Annotated in this window: 13 protein-coding genes; 6 read left to right on the forward strand and 7 right to left on the reverse strand. The window is 50.4% G+C overall.

Annotated features, from left to right (window positions below):
- Positions 1-10: 10 nt before the first annotated feature.
- Together BMZ51_RS19650 and BMZ51_RS19655 are read right to left on the reverse strand one after the other, a co-directional pair.
- Positions 11-1,111: an NAD(P)/FAD-dependent oxidoreductase gene (locus BMZ51_RS19650; RefSeq protein ID WP_068009248.1), complete on the reverse strand. Its 1,101-nt coding sequence runs from the start codon at positions 1,109-1,111 to the stop codon at positions 11-13.
- A 178-nt stretch (positions 1,112-1,289) separates the two neighbouring features.
- Positions 1,290-2,078, reverse strand: a complete 789-nt coding sequence (locus BMZ51_RS19655; RefSeq protein ID WP_068009327.1) for a pentapeptide repeat-containing protein — start codon at positions 2,076-2,078, stop codon at positions 1,290-1,292.
- A gap of 675 nt (positions 2,079-2,753) precedes the next feature.
- Here BMZ51_RS19655 and BMZ51_RS19660 point away from each other — a divergent pair.
- Positions 2,754-3,497 (forward strand): SDR family oxidoreductase, encoded by a 744-nt coding sequence (locus BMZ51_RS19660; protein ID WP_068009250.1) that lies wholly within the window; start codon positions 2,754-2,756, stop codon positions 3,495-3,497.
- Between the two features lie 11 nt (positions 3,498-3,508).
- Complete coding sequence (locus BMZ51_RS19665; protein WP_068009253.1) at positions 3,509-4,135, forward strand: 2-hydroxychromene-2-carboxylate isomerase; 627 nt, start codon at positions 3,509-3,511, stop codon at positions 4,133-4,135.
- A 75-nt stretch (positions 4,136-4,210) separates the two neighbouring features.
- On the opposite strand, the gene BMZ51_RS19670 is transcribed toward BMZ51_RS19665, so the two are convergent.
- The 4 genes from BMZ51_RS19670 to BMZ51_RS19685 form a co-directional block, all read right to left on the reverse strand.
- A complete protein-coding gene (locus tag BMZ51_RS19670) occupies positions 4,211-5,368 on the reverse strand; it encodes a helix-turn-helix transcriptional regulator (protein WP_068009254.1) in 1,158 nt (385 codons plus the stop codon).
- 542 nt (positions 5,369-5,910) lie between these two features.
- On the reverse strand, positions 5,911-6,930 hold the full coding sequence (locus BMZ51_RS19675; protein ID WP_068009255.1) for a siderophore-interacting protein: 1,020 nt from the start codon (positions 6,928-6,930) through the stop codon (positions 5,911-5,913).
- Positions 6,931-6,995: 65 nt separating this feature from the next.
- The gene (locus BMZ51_RS19680; RefSeq protein WP_208979584.1) at positions 6,996-9,191 is read right to left on the reverse strand and encodes a TonB-dependent receptor; all 2,196 of its coding nucleotides are present in this window, start codon (positions 9,189-9,191) and stop codon (positions 6,996-6,998) included.
- A 14-nt stretch (positions 9,192-9,205) separates the two neighbouring features.
- Positions 9,206-10,531, reverse strand: a complete 1,326-nt coding sequence (locus BMZ51_RS19685; RefSeq protein ID WP_082825695.1) for an MFS transporter — start codon at positions 10,529-10,531, stop codon at positions 9,206-9,208.
- Between the two features lie 387 nt (positions 10,532-10,918).
- Here BMZ51_RS19685 and BMZ51_RS19695 point away from each other — a divergent pair, with 387 nt between their 5' ends.
- Positions 10,919-11,605 carry a hypothetical protein gene (locus tag BMZ51_RS19695; RefSeq protein WP_068009259.1) on the forward strand — a complete coding sequence of 229 codons (687 nt, stop codon included), beginning with the start codon at positions 10,919-10,921 and terminating at the stop codon, positions 11,603-11,605.
- A 251-nt stretch (positions 11,606-11,856) separates the two neighbouring features.
- On the opposite strand, the gene BMZ51_RS19700 is transcribed toward BMZ51_RS19695, so the two are convergent.
- Positions 11,857-13,020 carry an MFS transporter gene (locus BMZ51_RS19700; RefSeq protein ID WP_082825690.1) on the reverse strand — a complete coding sequence of 388 codons (1,164 nt, stop codon included), beginning with the start codon at positions 13,018-13,020 and terminating at the stop codon, positions 11,857-11,859.
- A 685-nt stretch (positions 13,021-13,705) separates the two neighbouring features.
- On the opposite strand from BMZ51_RS19700, the gene BMZ51_RS19710 reads away from it, so the two are divergent.
- The 3 genes from BMZ51_RS19710 to BMZ51_RS19720 all read left to right on the forward strand — a co-directional run.
- Positions 13,706-13,876 (forward strand): cyclase family protein, encoded by a 171-nt coding sequence (locus BMZ51_RS19710; RefSeq protein ID WP_208979585.1) that lies wholly within the window; start codon positions 13,706-13,708, stop codon positions 13,874-13,876.
- Positions 13,877-13,947: 71 nt separating this feature from the next.
- Positions 13,948-15,444, forward strand: coding sequence for an NAD-dependent succinate-semialdehyde dehydrogenase (locus tag BMZ51_RS19715; protein ID WP_068009265.1), 1,497 nt, complete (start codon positions 13,948-13,950; stop codon positions 15,442-15,444).
- 429 nt (positions 15,445-15,873) lie between these two features.
- Positions 15,874-16,199 (forward strand): transposase (locus BMZ51_RS19720; protein ID WP_175485050.1); only part of this gene is annotated, 326 nt, incomplete at its 3' end.

The raw sequence follows: 16,199 nt of genomic DNA on the forward strand, positions 1-16,199 counted from the left end.
TTCCTATAGCTTATTGAAATCGTTGTGGTGAAAGAGCCTGAATGATCTGCGGATCAAGCTCGCTTGGGCGTGCTAGGCAAAGGTCTGCCGCCAGGCGAGATAGCGCGGGGCTGGTCTGAATCCCGTAGCCACCTTGCGCGGCAAGCCAGAAAAAGCCCTCAGCATCATGCGCAAAGCCGACCACAGGGCTTCGGTCTGTTACGAAGCTGCGCAGGCCGGCCCAACTGTGTTCTACATGCGTTATGGGGAAATTTACGGTGTTCTCGAAGCGATAAAGCCCCTCTGCCAGAACCATATCGTCAACATATGCATCATGCGGTTCAACGGGGTCTTCATCGACAGGCGAAACAAGCAGCTTACCGGCTTCTGGCTTTGCGTAAAATGGCTCGGCTGCACCTTCAAACAAGGGCCAATCGCCGGGGTCTATCCCTTCTGGTAAAGGGATGATGGCGGCTGTCCGGCGTTTTGGCGTCAGGCCAATCTGGCTCACACCAGCAAGTTCGGCAATCTTATCCGCCCACGCGCCTGCCGCATTGATCAGCACCGGTGCGCAAAACTCGCCTTTGGGCGTCGTAATCCGCCAATAGTCCTGTTCCCGATCGATTTTTTTGGCTGGTGCTGAAACTACAATCTCACCGCCGCGAGATTTGAAGAGGCGTGCATAGCCCTGAAACAAACGGTCTACGTCTATGTCTAGCGCATTTGGTTCATAGAGCGCGCCCGAAACTTTTTTGGGATTGAGAATTGGAACCATCTCGAGCGCTTGCTGTGGAGAGCATTGCTCTAACCCGACCGCCCCTACTTCAAAGGTATCCCGCTGGTCCTCTTTGCCTTCCTCTGCAAGCATAAGAAGACCACGTTCAGTGAGTACAGAGCCCTCACAAATCCCATCGGGATGTTTGAGCACCGGCTCTGAGGCAGCATTGAGCGCACGAATAACTGCATTGCCGTAATTGCGTACAAAAACAGCAGCCGAACGTCCGGTCGAGTGATGACCAATCACGTCCTCCATTTCCAGCACAATCGTTGTGGCTTGTTCTGCCAGCCGAGCTGCTGCGCTGATGCCAGCAATGCCGCCACCAACCACAAGAAAATCGCAGTGCTGCACCATAGGCCCCTCATAAATACCTAGAATAACAGGTGATATATCTATCATTACTGGGGGAACGTGCGAGCGAAAAACCAGCTTACGCACGTATATATTGTATTTATGACAATCACAGGCCAGAAGTGCTCCATGAGGCATTGGATATGGCGCTCATCGGTCTGTTAGCTGTTGATGGGTCTTTTTAGTCTGGCTCCACCTTGATGCCGAGGCCTGTCAATAAAAGATGTTGTTGGTTGGCCGAGATCATAAGACCACGATACCCGCTTAGAGTTTGCAACAGTAATGTACCGATTTGCCCTCCTCTCAAATCTGCATAGGAGAGATTAAGCCGGTCGGTTTCGGCGTATTCAATGGAGCTGCGCTGCAAGTCTGCGCCGCTTAAAGAGGTATTGGACAAGTTGGTGTTTGAAAGGTCGCAATCCGTCATAATGGCGTCGTCAAGGTCGAGGTCATTCAGTGAAGCATATGCCATCTGGCAATCGGTAAATGAGGCACGTGGCTTAAGGGCTCGCGCGCCCATTGATTTGCCGAAATCACTGCCCTCAAAGAAAGTGCCACCCATTCTGCAGTTTTGAAAGCTGACACAAAACAAGTGGGCAAACGGGAATGATGAGATCCGTAAGTCGCAGCTATGAAACTCCACATCGCTTAGATCGCAATGACGAAATGAGCTGCCAGCGCGGGTCGTGGCGAAATAAAAGCCGCAGTTTTCAAAGGTCGCCTCGCGAAGATCGCAGTTCTTAAACGTGCAGGCCGCGAATTCGGTGTCCTTCCAGCGAGAGTTACGAAAGTCAACACTATCAAATTCGCTTTCCGGCTCGAAATAGCAGTTTTTGAACTCAATGTCTGTCAGGTCCTTCCCTTCCAGCCAGTTCGCCTCCAGTTCAGCATTTTCAATCGGCTTACCAGCTTCAACGAAATCGCAAAAGCCTTTGTAATCTAACGTATTACAGGTTTCAGAGGAGGTCATGGCCGCACCATAAGAAAGAGGACAGAGACGACACTGTGCCATGCGCTCAATTGGTGTTCAAGCGGTAATATGCGCATAAAAAAACCGGCATCGCCTTTTGAAATAAAGAAGGCTGAGCCGGGTAGTCAACAATGTGTAAAAAATGAAAGCGATTTGTCTCCCAAGCAAACAAACCACAATTAGCAAACAACGTAGAGACGAATTGCGTAAAGAAGATATCCCTCTTCGCTGAAGAGTACCTCCCAAAGATGAATGCTCCCGACACCCCGTACTTGCTGACGTTAAGGTAACATGATTCTCAGCGGAGAGATTGATACAAATGCACTAGTTTTTGACAAATCTGCAATTTTTATAGGTTGGGTCAAAATGTATGCAACCAGCTATGCACGCCGCAAGAAAAAAGACCTTTTAAACAAATACATATGGCATTTTAGGCCCGGAATTGGACGGTGTCAGTAGCAAACGCGTTAAGGCGCACCTGAACACAGTTGCAAGCTCCATCTTTGGTAGAGGTTTTGGATATTATCCTGTTGCAGCCGTTTCCATGCACCTCTTAAAGACCGTAACCTGAAGCTGGTGCTTAGGCCGCACTATGTTTTTAATTGGTGCGGTCTTCTGTGCGTGGGGAAATTGATTAGTGATTTAAAAACATAGGGTTTTGCAAGGAATTAGAATTTGGAACAGACAAAGGAAGTTGGGGCCTGCCTTGTCGTTGGGGCAGGCGATGATACTGGTGCTGCCATCGGCAGGGCTTTTGCGCGCGAGGGATTAACGTCGTGCCTTGTAAGGCGGCCGCGGCACGCACAAAGCCTTGAGGCCCTGGCTCAGTCCATTCGTGATGAGGGATTTAAGGCAGTGGCGATGCCCGCTGATGCTCGGGTAGAGGAAGAGGTCATCAAGCTTGTAGAGACCATTGAATCCAGCGTTGGTCCACTGGAAGTCGCTGTGTTCAATATTGGCGCGAACGTTCAGTTTTCCATTACAGAGACCACGGCGCGTGTTTACCAGAAAGTCTGGGAAATGGCTTGCTTTGCTGGCTTCCTCATGGGGCGTGAAGTTGCTAAACGCATGTTGGAGCGCGGGCGCGGTACCATCATTTTTACCGGGGCGACCGCCAGTATGCGAGGGCGCGCGAACCTTTCTGCGTTTGCCGGAGCAAAACATGGTTTGCGTGCGCTTGCACAGTCCATGGCACGCGAACTTGGCCCCAAGAACATCCATGTGGCGCACACCATCATTGATGGCGCTATTGATTCAAATTTCATTCGTGAGCTTCTTCCGCAGGTGGACGAGCTGCGTGAGCAAGATGCAATTCTCAACCCCGATCACATCGCGCAAAACTACGTCATGCTCCACAAACAACCCCGCACCGCATGGACCCATGAACTTGACCTTCGTCCCTGGAAAGAAAATTGGTAGGAGAGATGACAATGACAGTTTCTGTAGATTTTATCTTCGATTTTGGCAGCCCGAATGCATACTTTTGCCACCGCTTGCTTGCGGATATGGAAAAGCGTACGGGCGCAACGTTTAATTATGTGCCTTGCCTTCTGGGCGGCATATTTAAAGCCACAGGCAACCAGGCGCCGATGATGGCCTACGCCAAGGTCAAGGGCAAGAATGATTATGAACGCATCGAGATCATGCGTTTCATCAAACGGCACCAGCTTAATGACTTCCGTTTCAACCGAAACTTTCCGGTAAACACACTTCTCATGATGCGCGGTGCCGTTGCCAGCGAAATGGACGGAAATCTCGCCCGTTATGTTGAAGCGGGTATGGCTGCCATGTGGGAGAACGACCAGAAAATGGACGACCCGGACACCTTTGTGGCGGTGATGAACGAAGCTGGACTTGATGGTGCCTCGCTGCTGGAGCGCTCAAAAGACCCCCAGATCAAGGCGAAGCTTGTGGCAAATACCGAAGCCGCTGTTGCCCGTAAAACTTTCGGTATTCCAACGTTCTATGTGGGTGATGAGATGTTTTTTGGTAAGGAGCGTTTGGGGCAGCTGGAGGAAGAGGTCCTCTCACAAATGGCTGCAGTTAAAGTCAGCTGATACCCCCCCTCTTTCACCGGGCTTAAATCCAGCGCTACATGCGCTGGGTGCCGCACCAAGGGGTTTGGGCGTGCTTTAACAGGCGGTGTCAGCGGGCCACGGGTAGCGTGAAAGCGTTGTCATTACGAGACGTACAATTTCGCTCTGCGAACTGGCTCCAAGCCGGCGCGAAACGTTGGCGATGTGGTTGCGCGTTGTATTGTAAGAAATGCCAAGCTGCTCAGCAGCCTCTCGGGTTGAGGCGCCGTTGGTCAATGCCCGCACAACCTGGGTTTCTTTGGGCGTCAGGTTCAGCAGGTAGCTGACCATATCGTCCGGCACTGCGATAAAGTCCGTCGGATCAAAAATCATCAGCAGGCAGTATTGAGGCTTTACCAAAAACGAGGAGAGATATGACGGTGCATCCACTTTGCTTTCAGTAGGCTGGATGTAGATTAAGGTATTGGGCCCATATTCATTATTCACAACCACCGGCTCGGCCTGCTGTCCAAGTTGCAGGCTCTGTTTTATTTTGCTCTCAAGGGCACTTGCATCAGCGCTCGCTTTCGCTGTGATGCACTTGTTGGCGCAAAGACCTAGGTTTGCGTGGTCGCTCAGCAAGTTTTCTGCCCGCGCGTTCATCTCCTGCACCTGCGCGTTCTCATCAACGATCAGGGCGCTGTATGGCATCTGTTCCAGCCAGAATTTGCCAAGGTCTTTGGTGAGGGAGATGGTTTCGCGCATGCGCCGTTGCAACGCCAGTTGAAAGGCATTTCGAAAGTACGGCTGAAGGTACTGAATTTCCTGAAAAAGCTGTTTCTCATCACTTTCAGAAACCGCCTCAGGCAAACAGATATTGATGTATGAGGCCGTGTGTTTGTGACGATTTATGATCATGCCAATTGAGCGCTCAATGTTGTTGTTGGGCTCAATAAAGCTGCCGACATAATCGGGGTGCACATCCTCTTTGCTGACAAACTGCTGTGACCGAAATGGCGAGCCTAGGTCAATGCTAGAATATATGCTGGGAAGCGGGTTGTATTTTGCCACCGGTTCAAACGTATCGTGAAAGAACTGGTCTACATTGAGGACCTTACGATAGGTGAATTCCTTATCGCTCAGGTTCTGAACGTTGATGGCAAAGGGAACCTCAGAGTACTTGGTTTGCAGCTGCTTTAGCGCATTTTCCAGCGGCTCTTCGCTCATGAAGGTCCTGAAAATATCACTGATACTCTGGTCAAGGAGCGGGTTCATCAGACAGCTCGCGGGTTGGGCCAAGTTAAAATGACAAGGCAAAACCTTGTGATTCCTCTTAGAAAACCAGATCAGTATTCAAAGATCAGCTGGGTAAATCAAGCTGTATGAAGCATATGACCTAATAAAAACACTTAGGTGAATAATTGTGAGGCTACGCTGCGGCAATAGCATGAAGCTTTTTGACTGCAAAATGATCTGACCTGCGAAACTAATATTGCTCCCAAAGCTCGCCTGGTAAGCACAACAGATAACAATGAAGAGGTGTCTACTTTAATGATGTTGAAGGCATTCGCGCTAAAGGTGTTTCATCTTGTGCTGCACTGTTTTCCGTAAGCATGGCAATGCACATAGCGTTTTGTGTGGCGATACGCTTCGCTTGACCTGAGTCTACGGCCACATAATTGTCCGATACCGATTTATGTTCCTCACTACGCTTGGACAACCGCCAAGGTTTACCAGTGGTTTTAGCAAAGGGCACCGCTTTGTGTCCTTTATGACCTTGCAGATGATCTGGTTGCCCGTGCGCGTAAAGGTAGCTGCTACTTCCAGTATCCTGCGATGCAGTAGGTGTCGCTTGCTCTGCCCTGTTCTCGCAGTGCTTTGCGTATCCGGCGCATGGCTGTCTTTTCGCCTGCAACCCAGCTGTAAGCCTCGGCCATCTGGAAAGCCTGGTCGAGCACCTTTTGCTCCCAGCTTGCGCTTTGTTCTTTTGCGCGAAAATGGCATGTAATGTGGCCGCGAAATTCCTGCGGAATGAGAGCCTCGTCTGCCTGGTCACCTAAAAGCAGGAATACATGCAGAGGCGGGGCGGCGCGGCGAGCTTCCAAGATACGCAGGATCGCAGGAAGAGCGGTTTCATCGCCAGCAAGGATAAGCTTTTGCGCGGTTGGTATTCCCCCTCCTCCCGGGCCTGAGATACCAAGCGTATCGCCGGATTTGGCGTTGTGTGCAAAGTCAGAGCCCACCCCCTGACAGTGGTGCAGGTAAAAATCTATCGCCAAGCGTTTGCGCGGCACATCAAGCTCGCGCACCGTATAGGCGCGCATCTGGACAGGGTTGTCCGTGCCGGGGTTTTTGATTGAACCTGATGCATCATAAAAGGGCCATTCAACATCATGCGTCTGACTTTTCGGTATAAGCAAACGCAAGTGAAGCTCAGTGGCGTAAACCGCCAGATCCTCTGCGCTAAACCAGATACGCTTCATAGTTTCAGAGAGCATTTGGATCTCTTCAACGACCACCTTTCGGAAGTTGAGGAGTGGTCTGTTGGTGTTTAAGCGGCCATCCCATGCAAGTGAGTCCAAATCAACGCAGCTACAATGTTTCAGCGCAGACACGACAGCAGGTATGAGCTGCAAACACTGGTTCTCCGTTTCGCTTGTCAGGGTAAAACGAAGGGTGGTTGCATGTACCTCAAAAAGGACATTGCCGAATGCGGTGGTGGCAACCAGCCCAAAAGGCACGCCGTGCACTTCAACATCGGCACGCTCGCAAATATCTGCAAGTTCTTGAAGGATGTTGTGTGATGGGGAAAGAGTTGCGCTGCCTGTTTTTTTCATTGGGGCCTCAAAGCTAAGCACATAACCGGGAAGGAGCCCTTCCCGGTTATGATCATTTTCAAAGATTAGAAGCTCTTGCTGTAGGTTAAGAAGAACCGACGTCCCTCAGCAAGCACAACACGGTCTCTAAGAGCAGTGGCCGTCACGTTGTCCTGATCGGTGTCGAACAGGTTGGAAACCCCAAACTGGAAGTCGCCATACTGAGAGGCATAGGTACCACTGGCATTGATTGTGACGCTCGGCTCCAGCTTTGTCAGGTCGTACGCTGTGCCAGAACTAGTCGTTCCCTTCTTGCCAGAACGACCAGAGCCGATGACCGCTTCGCCTTGCACGCTAAAGCCATTTTTGAAGTCATAATCGCTAAATAACGTTGCTTTAAACGGAGATTGAATGCGGTTGTTTGGCAGGTCTTCATCCAGCTTGCCATCGCCATCCTGATCCCAAACGCCCTCTGCATAAGCCAGGACGACACCAGCGCCCCAAACTGGAGTGATTTTGCCGCTCACGTTGAGCTCAGCACCCCAGATTCGTTCTTCCGCCTGCAATATCTCTTGTGTCGCATCATCAAAGTTCACCCCTTTATCAGAGGTGGAGTAGAAGGCAGAGGCAGAAATGGAGAGGTTAGAAGTCGTGTAGCGCGATCCCACTTCAAAACTGTTCGTGATTGCTGCTTCAGGCGCGATCGCTGAGACATCGATCACATCATCAACCGTAAAGTTTGCAGGCAGCGCGCGGCGCGTGAACCCACCAACATCAGGTACAGAGAAGCCCTGTGAGAAGCCGGCGAAAACCTGCGTGGCTTCATTCACATGCATCACACCCCCAATATTGAAAACGTGAGCGGAGTAGAACTTTTGAGCCTTGGTAAAAGTGTGTTCCCCAAGCGGGTATTCAACACCGTTATAAAGCAGTGTTCCACCCGGGCGTACAAAACTGTCAATGTCGAGGAAGTACAGCTGATTACGCACTCCAGCGCGAACTTCAAAAAGCTCGCCGATTGGTGCCTTTATCTGCGCAAAACTTGCAATACCATGCTGCGTCATTGGCGCAATGATGTCTTGACCGTCAGGCAAACTCTGAGAGATATCGTCGAAGCTGTAGTCAGAGCCCCAGGTCAATTGCAAGCCTTCATAAAGCGTGCTCAAATCAGTGTCGATTGTCAGGCGTGCGCCTGCCTGTTCGGCAAACAAAACGGTTTGGGATTCATTGGCAACCGTGTCGTATTCAATGATGTTCGCAGCGCTAATTGGCACGTAGGCTGCTCGCTTTTCAGCATTGTTGTAATAAAGCTCAAGCTTTGCATCGCCAACGGCGCCCAGGTCGTAAAAGTTCAGCGTCATGCTGAGATTTGCGCTGTCTTCCATTGGGGAAAGACCAAGGTATTCACTGCTATAATCGATCGACACCGGATCACTTGTGTAATCCGTATTGTATTTAATGTCCTGTTCCATCTTGACGATGTTGGCGTAAACGCTCAGGTCAAATGCATCGCCTTCAAACACAAATTGGCCCGACAGGTCGTACTGCTCAATACCAGAGCCACCGCCCTGGCCTGTGAGTGGGTCTTCTGGAATGCGCGATCCATTGCCGTCAAACATATCGCCAGTGTTTTTGAACTGGCCATTGAGCTGAATGCTTGCGCCGTCTTTTTTGAACCCTGCACCAAGGCTGGTCGTCACATTCAGGCTGTCGCTAACATCACGCTCAGATGCGGATACCGTGGTGGAAATGTCTCCAGACCACCCTTCGCTTTCAGCTGTCTTTGTAATGATATTGATGACACCACCGGTTCCGCCATCGCCATAAATAGCACTTGCGCCGTTTACGACTTCAATTCGTTCGATGCTGTCCGGGTCGATCAGGCTGAGCGCGCGAGACAACCGCCGCAAGGACGTGGTGCGAGGTGCTCCGTTTACAAGGATCTGAACAGAGCGACCACGAAATGATTGCCCCCCGCCCGAAAGCGTCTGATTATCCAGTGAAAAGCCCGGCACCAGACGTGACAGTGCAGTGCTGATATCGCTAGAACCTTGCAGCGCTTTGTTTAGCTCTTTTTTGCCAATGACCTGCACTGCACCGGGAATGGATGCAACGGATTCTTCGGTTCGGCTTGCGGTGACAACAACCGTCAGGTCTTCCTCGCTTTCGCTCACACTCTCTTGTGCATATGCGTAAAGCGATGTTTGAAACAGTGAAATTACGGCAGTTGTGCAAAGCAACACGCGTGCCAGGGAACAAGCGCTCCCCCGCGCTACAGTCATCACGATATGTGTCCTTATTTAGAAGCTGATAGTTTTGTTAGAGATGCATCGAAGTCAGGGTGGCCTGCACTAATCGACGCTTTTTTGAAGAATGCCATGCTCGCGGCGATGCCAAGGAGTGACAGGCACGTGGCTAAAGTGAACAAAGGCCCGTAACCAAAGTATTGTGCAATAGCGCCAGCAGCGACGCTGCCAAGCATGTAAACGAAAATGTTGGCACAGCTTAAGATGGTGAAGTCTGTGCCCGCTTGCTTGAGTGAGCTGACCCGCATGAAGGCGCTGTAAAGGCCGACAATTTCCATGTAGCGGATGAAGGTATTGGCTGCGGAAAGAACCACAAGAAAGGCGAAGCCGCTGTACCCAAACTGGGCCGCACAGGCATAACCTGCAAAGCAAAGGCTGCGCGAAATGCCGATGACCCACAAAAATGCTTCAAGACCCAGTCGCTTGATGAGCAGGACAGCAATGGCAGCGCCTCCCAGCCCAACACCAGCAGCTGCGCCGCCGCTGACCAATCCGATCTGAGAGAGCGTGAAACCAAAATCAACAAGGAAAGCCTGCTCCACGCCTTTGATCAGGCCTTCGGGAAGGCGAAACAAAAGTGCAAAACACAAAATCATCAAAGCGTTGTGTCGTTTGAAAAACTGGAAAACAGAGGGCTTGCGGGCCTGAGCTGTCGGTGCGCTGTTATCCTCACGCAGGTTCTCCCCTTCGCGCTGTAACAGCAGTGGAAGCATGGTGAGGAAAGACAGAGCTGCCGCGACCTTTAAAGCGATACTCCAGCCCCAAAGATCATGCAGGAATAGCGAAAGCGATCCGCCAATCAGAACGCCAGCAGCCACACTGCCACCTTGCACCGCGTTGCCCAACGCTTGATCTTCAGGCGGCAAATGTTCCACCGCATACCCGTCTGTTGCAATGTCCTGCGTGGAGGATGCCAGTGCCAACACCATAAGCATGGGGAACAGGATTTGGAGTTGCTGCTGTACGTCGATCGTGGAAAGGTACAGGACAATCGCCACGCAGATAGTTTGCATCGGCACAACCCAGCTTTTGCGTTTGCCGAACCGTTCAACATAAAAACGGTCAACAACAGGTGCCCATAAAAACTTGGTCACCCACGGCAACATCAACAAGGCCATCGACCCAATACTGACCAGGCTGATGCCTTGCTGACGCAAAATTGCAGGCATTGCTGCGCCAACCAGATAGACCGGAATCGCCTGTGCGACATACAAACCGGCAAGCACGGTGATAACACGTGCTCGTGATGTGCGTGTCAGGGGAACTCTGAGTGCCTGTCTGCCAGCCCTTGGGGTATCGGGTTTGCTTCCTGCCATTGCTTTGTCCATGTGGTGCGACAGGCTGGCTGGAAATGAGATTCGGGCTGACCAATAAGATATGAAAAATAACTAGAGTGTAATACTCATGTTTGCAAGAGACTCTATCAAACTTTATTAAATGAAAGTGTATGGTCGCGCTCAGGCAGGGGTAAAAGGGGCGCTCGACAAGCAGGTTTTGCGCTGCAATTTCGTGTTGGGATTACAGGACAGCCCTCACCGCAAAAACGCAAAAAATCCGCCTTCCTTTCAAACCAACGCAACATATCGCGCAAAACCGCGCAAGCGTTCGCTGCGGTCCCTAATGCATTGAATTTGCTGATTGCATAGGAGCTAAGGAGTGAGTAGGAAACAACATGCCTAATTCACACGACCAGAGGACGAACCTTGTCTGAACAAATCGAAGCAGCTGCCCGAAAGGTGACCGACCTTTTTGAAAGCTTTGGATCACCGTTTACCGCGCCAGCCGGATCACCTAAAGCGTTTGCCAAGAGCCTGGATGAAACGCACGAGCTCACCACTGAAAGGTTCAACGCGCTCAGTGAATTAGCCGTATTTCTTAACGCTGACGAAGAGCCAGACAATGTGGCACAGGGCGCCGCGATTGACCTGTTTCAGTGCTCTGGTTTCCTCTACCTTGCGATTATGAAATACTCCCAAAACCTGCCAAAGTTCATGCAAAGTGCTGGCTATGGCAGCTCCGTCGGCCGCATGCCGCCCGTTATTTCCAAAGCCTTAAAACGCGTTTCCTTCGCTATGAAAAGCTCGATCGCCACCGATATTTTGTTCATGCTTCCGCACCTGTCCAACCTTGCAAGCAAAGAGGCTTTTGAAGGCCGCGATCAAATGCTCTTGGACAAAGCTCTAAATCAGGCGATCGTACGTACGGACCATGCCGTCTCGACATTGCGGACCAATGAAAACCTTGATGGCTATGAAATGACAGAGGAAGACAACGCATTGCGTATGTCTTGTCAGCGCTGTACCGACTTGCTTTCCAAGCTCGTAAAGCACTCTGCAAAGCCCCAGGACCTGACGAAACGCATAGCAGAGTTTCAGGAATTCTTGAGCTAAGACAACTGCTTAAAATGATACATGGCAGGAGGTACGCAAATCTCCTGCTATCCAAGGGGAACTATTTCTCCTAGGCTTGCGCGTTGGCGTTAAGCGCATTTTAGGGCTAGTTCCCCCATAGGCGCTAACTTAAGAAGTTATGCCTCGGAATTTGCTGGAGTTTTCTCTTCCTCGGTGATTCCCATATCGCCCTCTGGAAAAGCGCTACCATGACTGAGGCCTGAGCCATAAGGTTACAGACCTATTTCGACTCACTCTAGTTTACGTGTCAGCGCCGCGGCACCCGCCACGATAGAGGCAGAGAACGCAGCAAATCCGAATGATATCCCGAGTGTCTGCCAGCCTGCCATTTCAATGATAAAACCTGCAAAGGGTGCTCCGATCAAAACCATCAGGCCGCCTGCCTGAGCAATTGCTCCGATTGTTTGTGTCGCTTCCATTGATGAGCGAGTGAGATCTGGAACGGAGGTAAAAATAGATGCTGCTGTAATACCGCACCCAAAGGCAAAGAGCGCTCTGTAGATTGACGCATCTGAGGCAGCAAGCGGAAAGCAGAAAAAAGACGCGATTGCGATGATTAGAAATCCAACGCTAATGGTCCTTGAGGCCAAAGCCAGGCTCGCTCGCGCAAAAAGAAAAGCAGCGCAAAAGCTTCCCAGCGGTACAAACAGTGGGATTACGCCAGGGGCCAGGAGTTGGGGGCCAGTCATTTTGATAAATGAGGGCATAAAGGCAAAAAAACCAATCGATAGAAACCCATAAGTGCCAAATGAATACACAAGGATCCAGGCTATGCTCGTCTTATTCAAATTGTTTGGGCTATCAGGTTTCTCTAGAGGGGTGTTAGGCAAAGACAGAAAGACAAATATAGCTACAACGACTGCTGCAATTGCATAGTAAGACCAGATGATCTGCAGGTCAGTTTGTTTCTGTAGCGTTCCTCCCAAAGTGTTTGAAAGAGCAAAGCCAATTGGAACAAAACTGCTCCATAGAGCAAGGAAGACAGCCTTAAGGTTCTCCGGTGCCTTGGCTACTATGTATGAAGGTGCTGAAATTACAGTGATTATATGACCTGTCGCTTCGACAATCCGAACGACTATCATCATTGTGAGGGTATCAGCAAAGATGAACAGGAAGGCCCCTGTCGCCACGGTCGCCGCTCCAACCTTAACCATGCGTGCTAACCCGAATGTCGGAATTAGTCGGGAAGCAGGCAGTGCAAAAATGGCCACAAACAGCGTCACTAGCGAAGTGAGCCAACCAATTATTGGTAGGCTGAAGCCATATTCTGAAGTCAGACGGAATGCGTATGGAGTAATTCGCCCCAGTTGCAATCCTGTGATATATCCGAGCAAAAGGACGGCAATACAGGAAAAAAATGATCTTTGGTATATTAGTTTAGACATGCTTGTCATTTGACAGGATGTTTACCCTATGCCAATCGAGACTTTCTATAGCTTTGTTTAGCTTGGCTATATGGAGTTGGATAGATCGGGCGATCTCAAAGGTAACTTTGGCAGTGGTGATGCAGTTGAGATAGGAACTGGTGGGTTGGCACGGCGATGAAACGTTAACTTGAGCCGAAGGTCAGCAGAATATTTCTATTGCGGCGATCTAGATTGCGGATTTGAATATGCTGGCACAGCGATCGTGTGACATTGCAATGCTGCGCTAGTGTTTGAGCTTGGCGAACCGGTTTACGACCTTATGCCGCTTTCTGTAAGTTCGGGTGCAATACGGGACCCTCTTTTTGCGAGTTTTGAGTGAGCGGGTGAGGTCTTCTATTGCATCGATTTTCCACGATTTCGTCAAACACATTCCTACCATGGACAGTGGCATGCCGGAGATAAAGTTTCTTGCCGTCGATGCTGACGAAAAACTCATCCAGATAGAAGATACCAGATATCATTGATGCGTGGCACTTTGCGGTCCCCTCGCCGAACATAAACCGGGATGAACCTAAACTGCCCATCAGCGGAACGCTTCAAACGAGACCGCAATAGAGCGTTCAGTCTGCATCTCTTCGACTTCAGGCAAGCTTGAAGAGAAGCTAGGGCAGAATCAAAGGAAGTGGGCAATGATTGAGGCGAAAACGATGGAGTGTTCTCGGTTCATCAGACACTGATCCCCAAAAACGGGATTTACATTCTGGAGAATATGGAAACACGTCAGCTTGTTGCAGATGATGTCAACGAATTTATGTTTGTACTTGGACCAGCGCGTTTGAAGGGTGCTGTGCAAATGCTCATCAACCCGATTGCAATTCGCTGATCGTTTAGTGTGGGCGAGGACATTTCTCGGTCACACTTTTTGGAGTTCTCAGATCGTCAAGGTGACCACTTATGTCTAAACCAAACAAGAGCCTCGAGCAGCGACTCGTGAGGAAAGACTTGCTTATCAACGCGGCCTTTGTAGGCGGTGAATGGATAAGTTCAAACGACTTTGCCAGTAACAATGGCGCTCTGTTTGATGTGGTTAATCCTTCGACCGATGATCTGATTGCAAGCCTTCCTAATATGGGGAGAGCAGAGACCAAAACCGCGATTGACCTTGCATATGTTGCGCAAAAAGAATGGGCAAAGAGAACGGGGAAGGAACGAGCAGCCGTGCTGCGCAAGTGGTTTGAACTCATGGTTGCCAATGCTGATGACCTTGCAGTGATCTTAACCGCAGAAATGGGAAAGCCCGTTCAGGAAGCAAAAGGGGAGATTATGTATGGTGCGAGTTTCGTTGAGTGGTTTGGTGAAGAAGCCAAACGTGTATATGGCGATATTATACCAGGGCACCAGAGCGATAAGCGGATTATGGTGCTCAAACAACCGATTGGCGTTGTCGGTTCAATCACCCCGTGGAATTTCCCAAATGCGATGATCGCCCGTAAGATCGCCCCTGCTCTTGCTGTTGGCTGCGCGTTTGTAGCAAAACCTGCAGATGAAACGCCGCTTTCCGCGCTGGCAATGGCATTGCTTGCAGAAGAGGCCGGACTGCCCAAGGGCCTCTTTTCTGTCATTACCTCTACCCTAAGCTCAGATATCGGCAAGGAGTTTTGCGAGAACGAGAAGGTGCGAAAGCTCACGTTCACCGGCTCTACTCAGGTTGGGCGCATTTTAATGCGGCAATCTGCTGATCAGGTAATGAAGACCTCCATGGAGCTTGGCGGAAATGCGCCGCTTATTGTCTTCGATGATGCTGATCTGGATGCCGCTGTTGAGGGCGCTATGATCTCCAAATTTCGCAATAACGGCCAAACGTGTGTGTGTTCCAATCGAATCTATGTGCAGGCTGCCGTCTACGAAGACTTCACCCAGAAACTCGTTGCTGCTGTAAAGAAAATGAAGGTCGGTGATGGTTTTGAAGAAAACGTTGTTGCCGGGCCGCTTATTAGTGAAGCTGCCGTGAAAAAGGTTGAAGAGCACATTAAAGATGCCTCCGACAAAGGTGCTGAAATCGTGACCGGCGGTGCCCGGCACCAGCTTGGTGGAACCTTCTTTGAGCCAACCGTGCTGACTGGCGTCAAACAAGGTATGCGTATTGCAAAAGAAGAGACGTTTGGTCCGGTTGCTCCTCTCTTTAAATTCGACAGCGTCGACGATGTGATTGAGCAAGCCAACGATACAATTTTCGGCTTGGCCTCCTATTTCTATGCAAACGATTTATCAAGGGTGTGGCAAGTCGCCGAGGCTTTGGAATACGGCATGGTTGGCGTGAATACGGGTCTAATCTCCACCGAGGTGGCCCCGTTTGGTGGAATCAAACAATCAGGGTCTGGGCGCGAAGGCTCAAAATATGGTTGCGATGATTACCTAGAAATCAAGTACGTCTGCGTTGGTGGTGTTTGAGAAAGCCCCGGCGAACAGGTGTTCGCCGGGGCTTAGTTGCAGCTCAGGGATGGCTTGATCTTCTAAGGCAAGTTATCCCTGAAACGGCGCATATGGTTTGAAATTCAATTGCGCTTAAGAGCTTTTTGATGGCGCGGGCGGCTTACAGTTTTTCTCTGTTGCCGATGCTTGGAGCGCATCGTATTCGCCTTTCAGGCGAGCCAGTTCCTCTTTATTGTCTTCTGTCGCAGCAAGCAGGAATAGGCTTGGCCAGAATACAAAAAGACCGATGCCCATAATGAGTGCATCAGCTGAAGCAGCATCACTTTGTTTTCCGGTTAGCTCATTTACACGCGCACCAACAGCCGCAAGTTCCTTATTAAGGCCTTGTTGCAGGGGTCGCTCAGTGTCTGTAATTAGAAGGCTTGTTCGTCTTCATAAAGCTATCCGATGCCCCACAAATTCAACGCCAGCCGTCGTCACAAATTTGACAAGAAGAAATATCGTGTCACGAACTGGCGTGCCTATAACGAAAGTCTTCGTATTCGTGGAGATTTGACGATCTGGGTCAACGGTGAGATTGGGAAGGAGTGGTCAGCGCAGCGCCGGACCACTCGCGGAGGGCAACGCAAGTATTCTGATTTGGCCATTGAGGCGTGGCTGACACTGCGTAGCGTGTATGCCCTGGCGTTGCGGCAGACGCAAGGATTAATGCGCTCTGTGGTCCGATTGATGAAAATTGATTTGTTAGTTCCAGACTTTTCGACACTGTCCCG

Origin of the sequence: Pseudovibrio axinellae, from assembly GCF_900110875.1 — a bacterium.
Lineage (GTDB): Bacteria > Pseudomonadota > Alphaproteobacteria > Rhizobiales > Stappiaceae > Pseudovibrio > Pseudovibrio axinellae.

What these genes read in the sequence shown, in the direction of transcription:
- BMZ51_RS19675 (WP_068009255.1), bottom strand. Translation starts at nt 6,930, where the DNA reads ATGAAAAAAACAGGCAGCGCAACTCTTTCCCCATCACACAACATCCTT.
- BMZ51_RS19670 (WP_068009254.1), bottom strand. Translation starts at nt 5,368, where the DNA reads ATGAACCCGCTCCTTGACCAGAGTATCAGTGATATTTTCAGGACCTTC.
- BMZ51_RS19700 (WP_082825690.1), bottom strand. Translation starts at nt 13,020, where the DNA reads ATGACAAGCATGTCTAAACTAATATACCAAAGATCATTTTTTTCCTGT.
- BMZ51_RS19680 (WP_208979584.1), bottom strand. Translation starts at nt 9,191, where the DNA reads ATGACTGTAGCGCGGGGGAGCGCTTGTTCCCTGGCACGCGTGTTGCTT.
- BMZ51_RS19715 (WP_068009265.1), top strand. Translation starts at nt 13,948, where the DNA reads ATGTCTAAACCAAACAAGAGCCTCGAGCAGCGACTCGTGAGGAAAGAC.
- BMZ51_RS19650 (WP_068009248.1), bottom strand. Translation starts at nt 1,111, where the DNA reads ATGGTGCAGCACTGCGATTTTCTTGTGGTTGGTGGCGGCATTGCTGGC.
- BMZ51_RS19655 (WP_068009327.1), bottom strand. Translation starts at nt 2,078, where the DNA reads ATGACCTCCTCTGAAACCTGTAATACGTTAGATTACAAAGGCTTTTGC.
- BMZ51_RS19665 (WP_068009253.1), top strand. Translation starts at nt 3,509, where the DNA reads ATGACAGTTTCTGTAGATTTTATCTTCGATTTTGGCAGCCCGAATGCA.
- BMZ51_RS19685 (WP_082825695.1), bottom strand. Translation starts at nt 10,531, where the DNA reads ATGGCAGGAAGCAAACCCGATACCCCAAGGGCTGGCAGACAGGCACTC.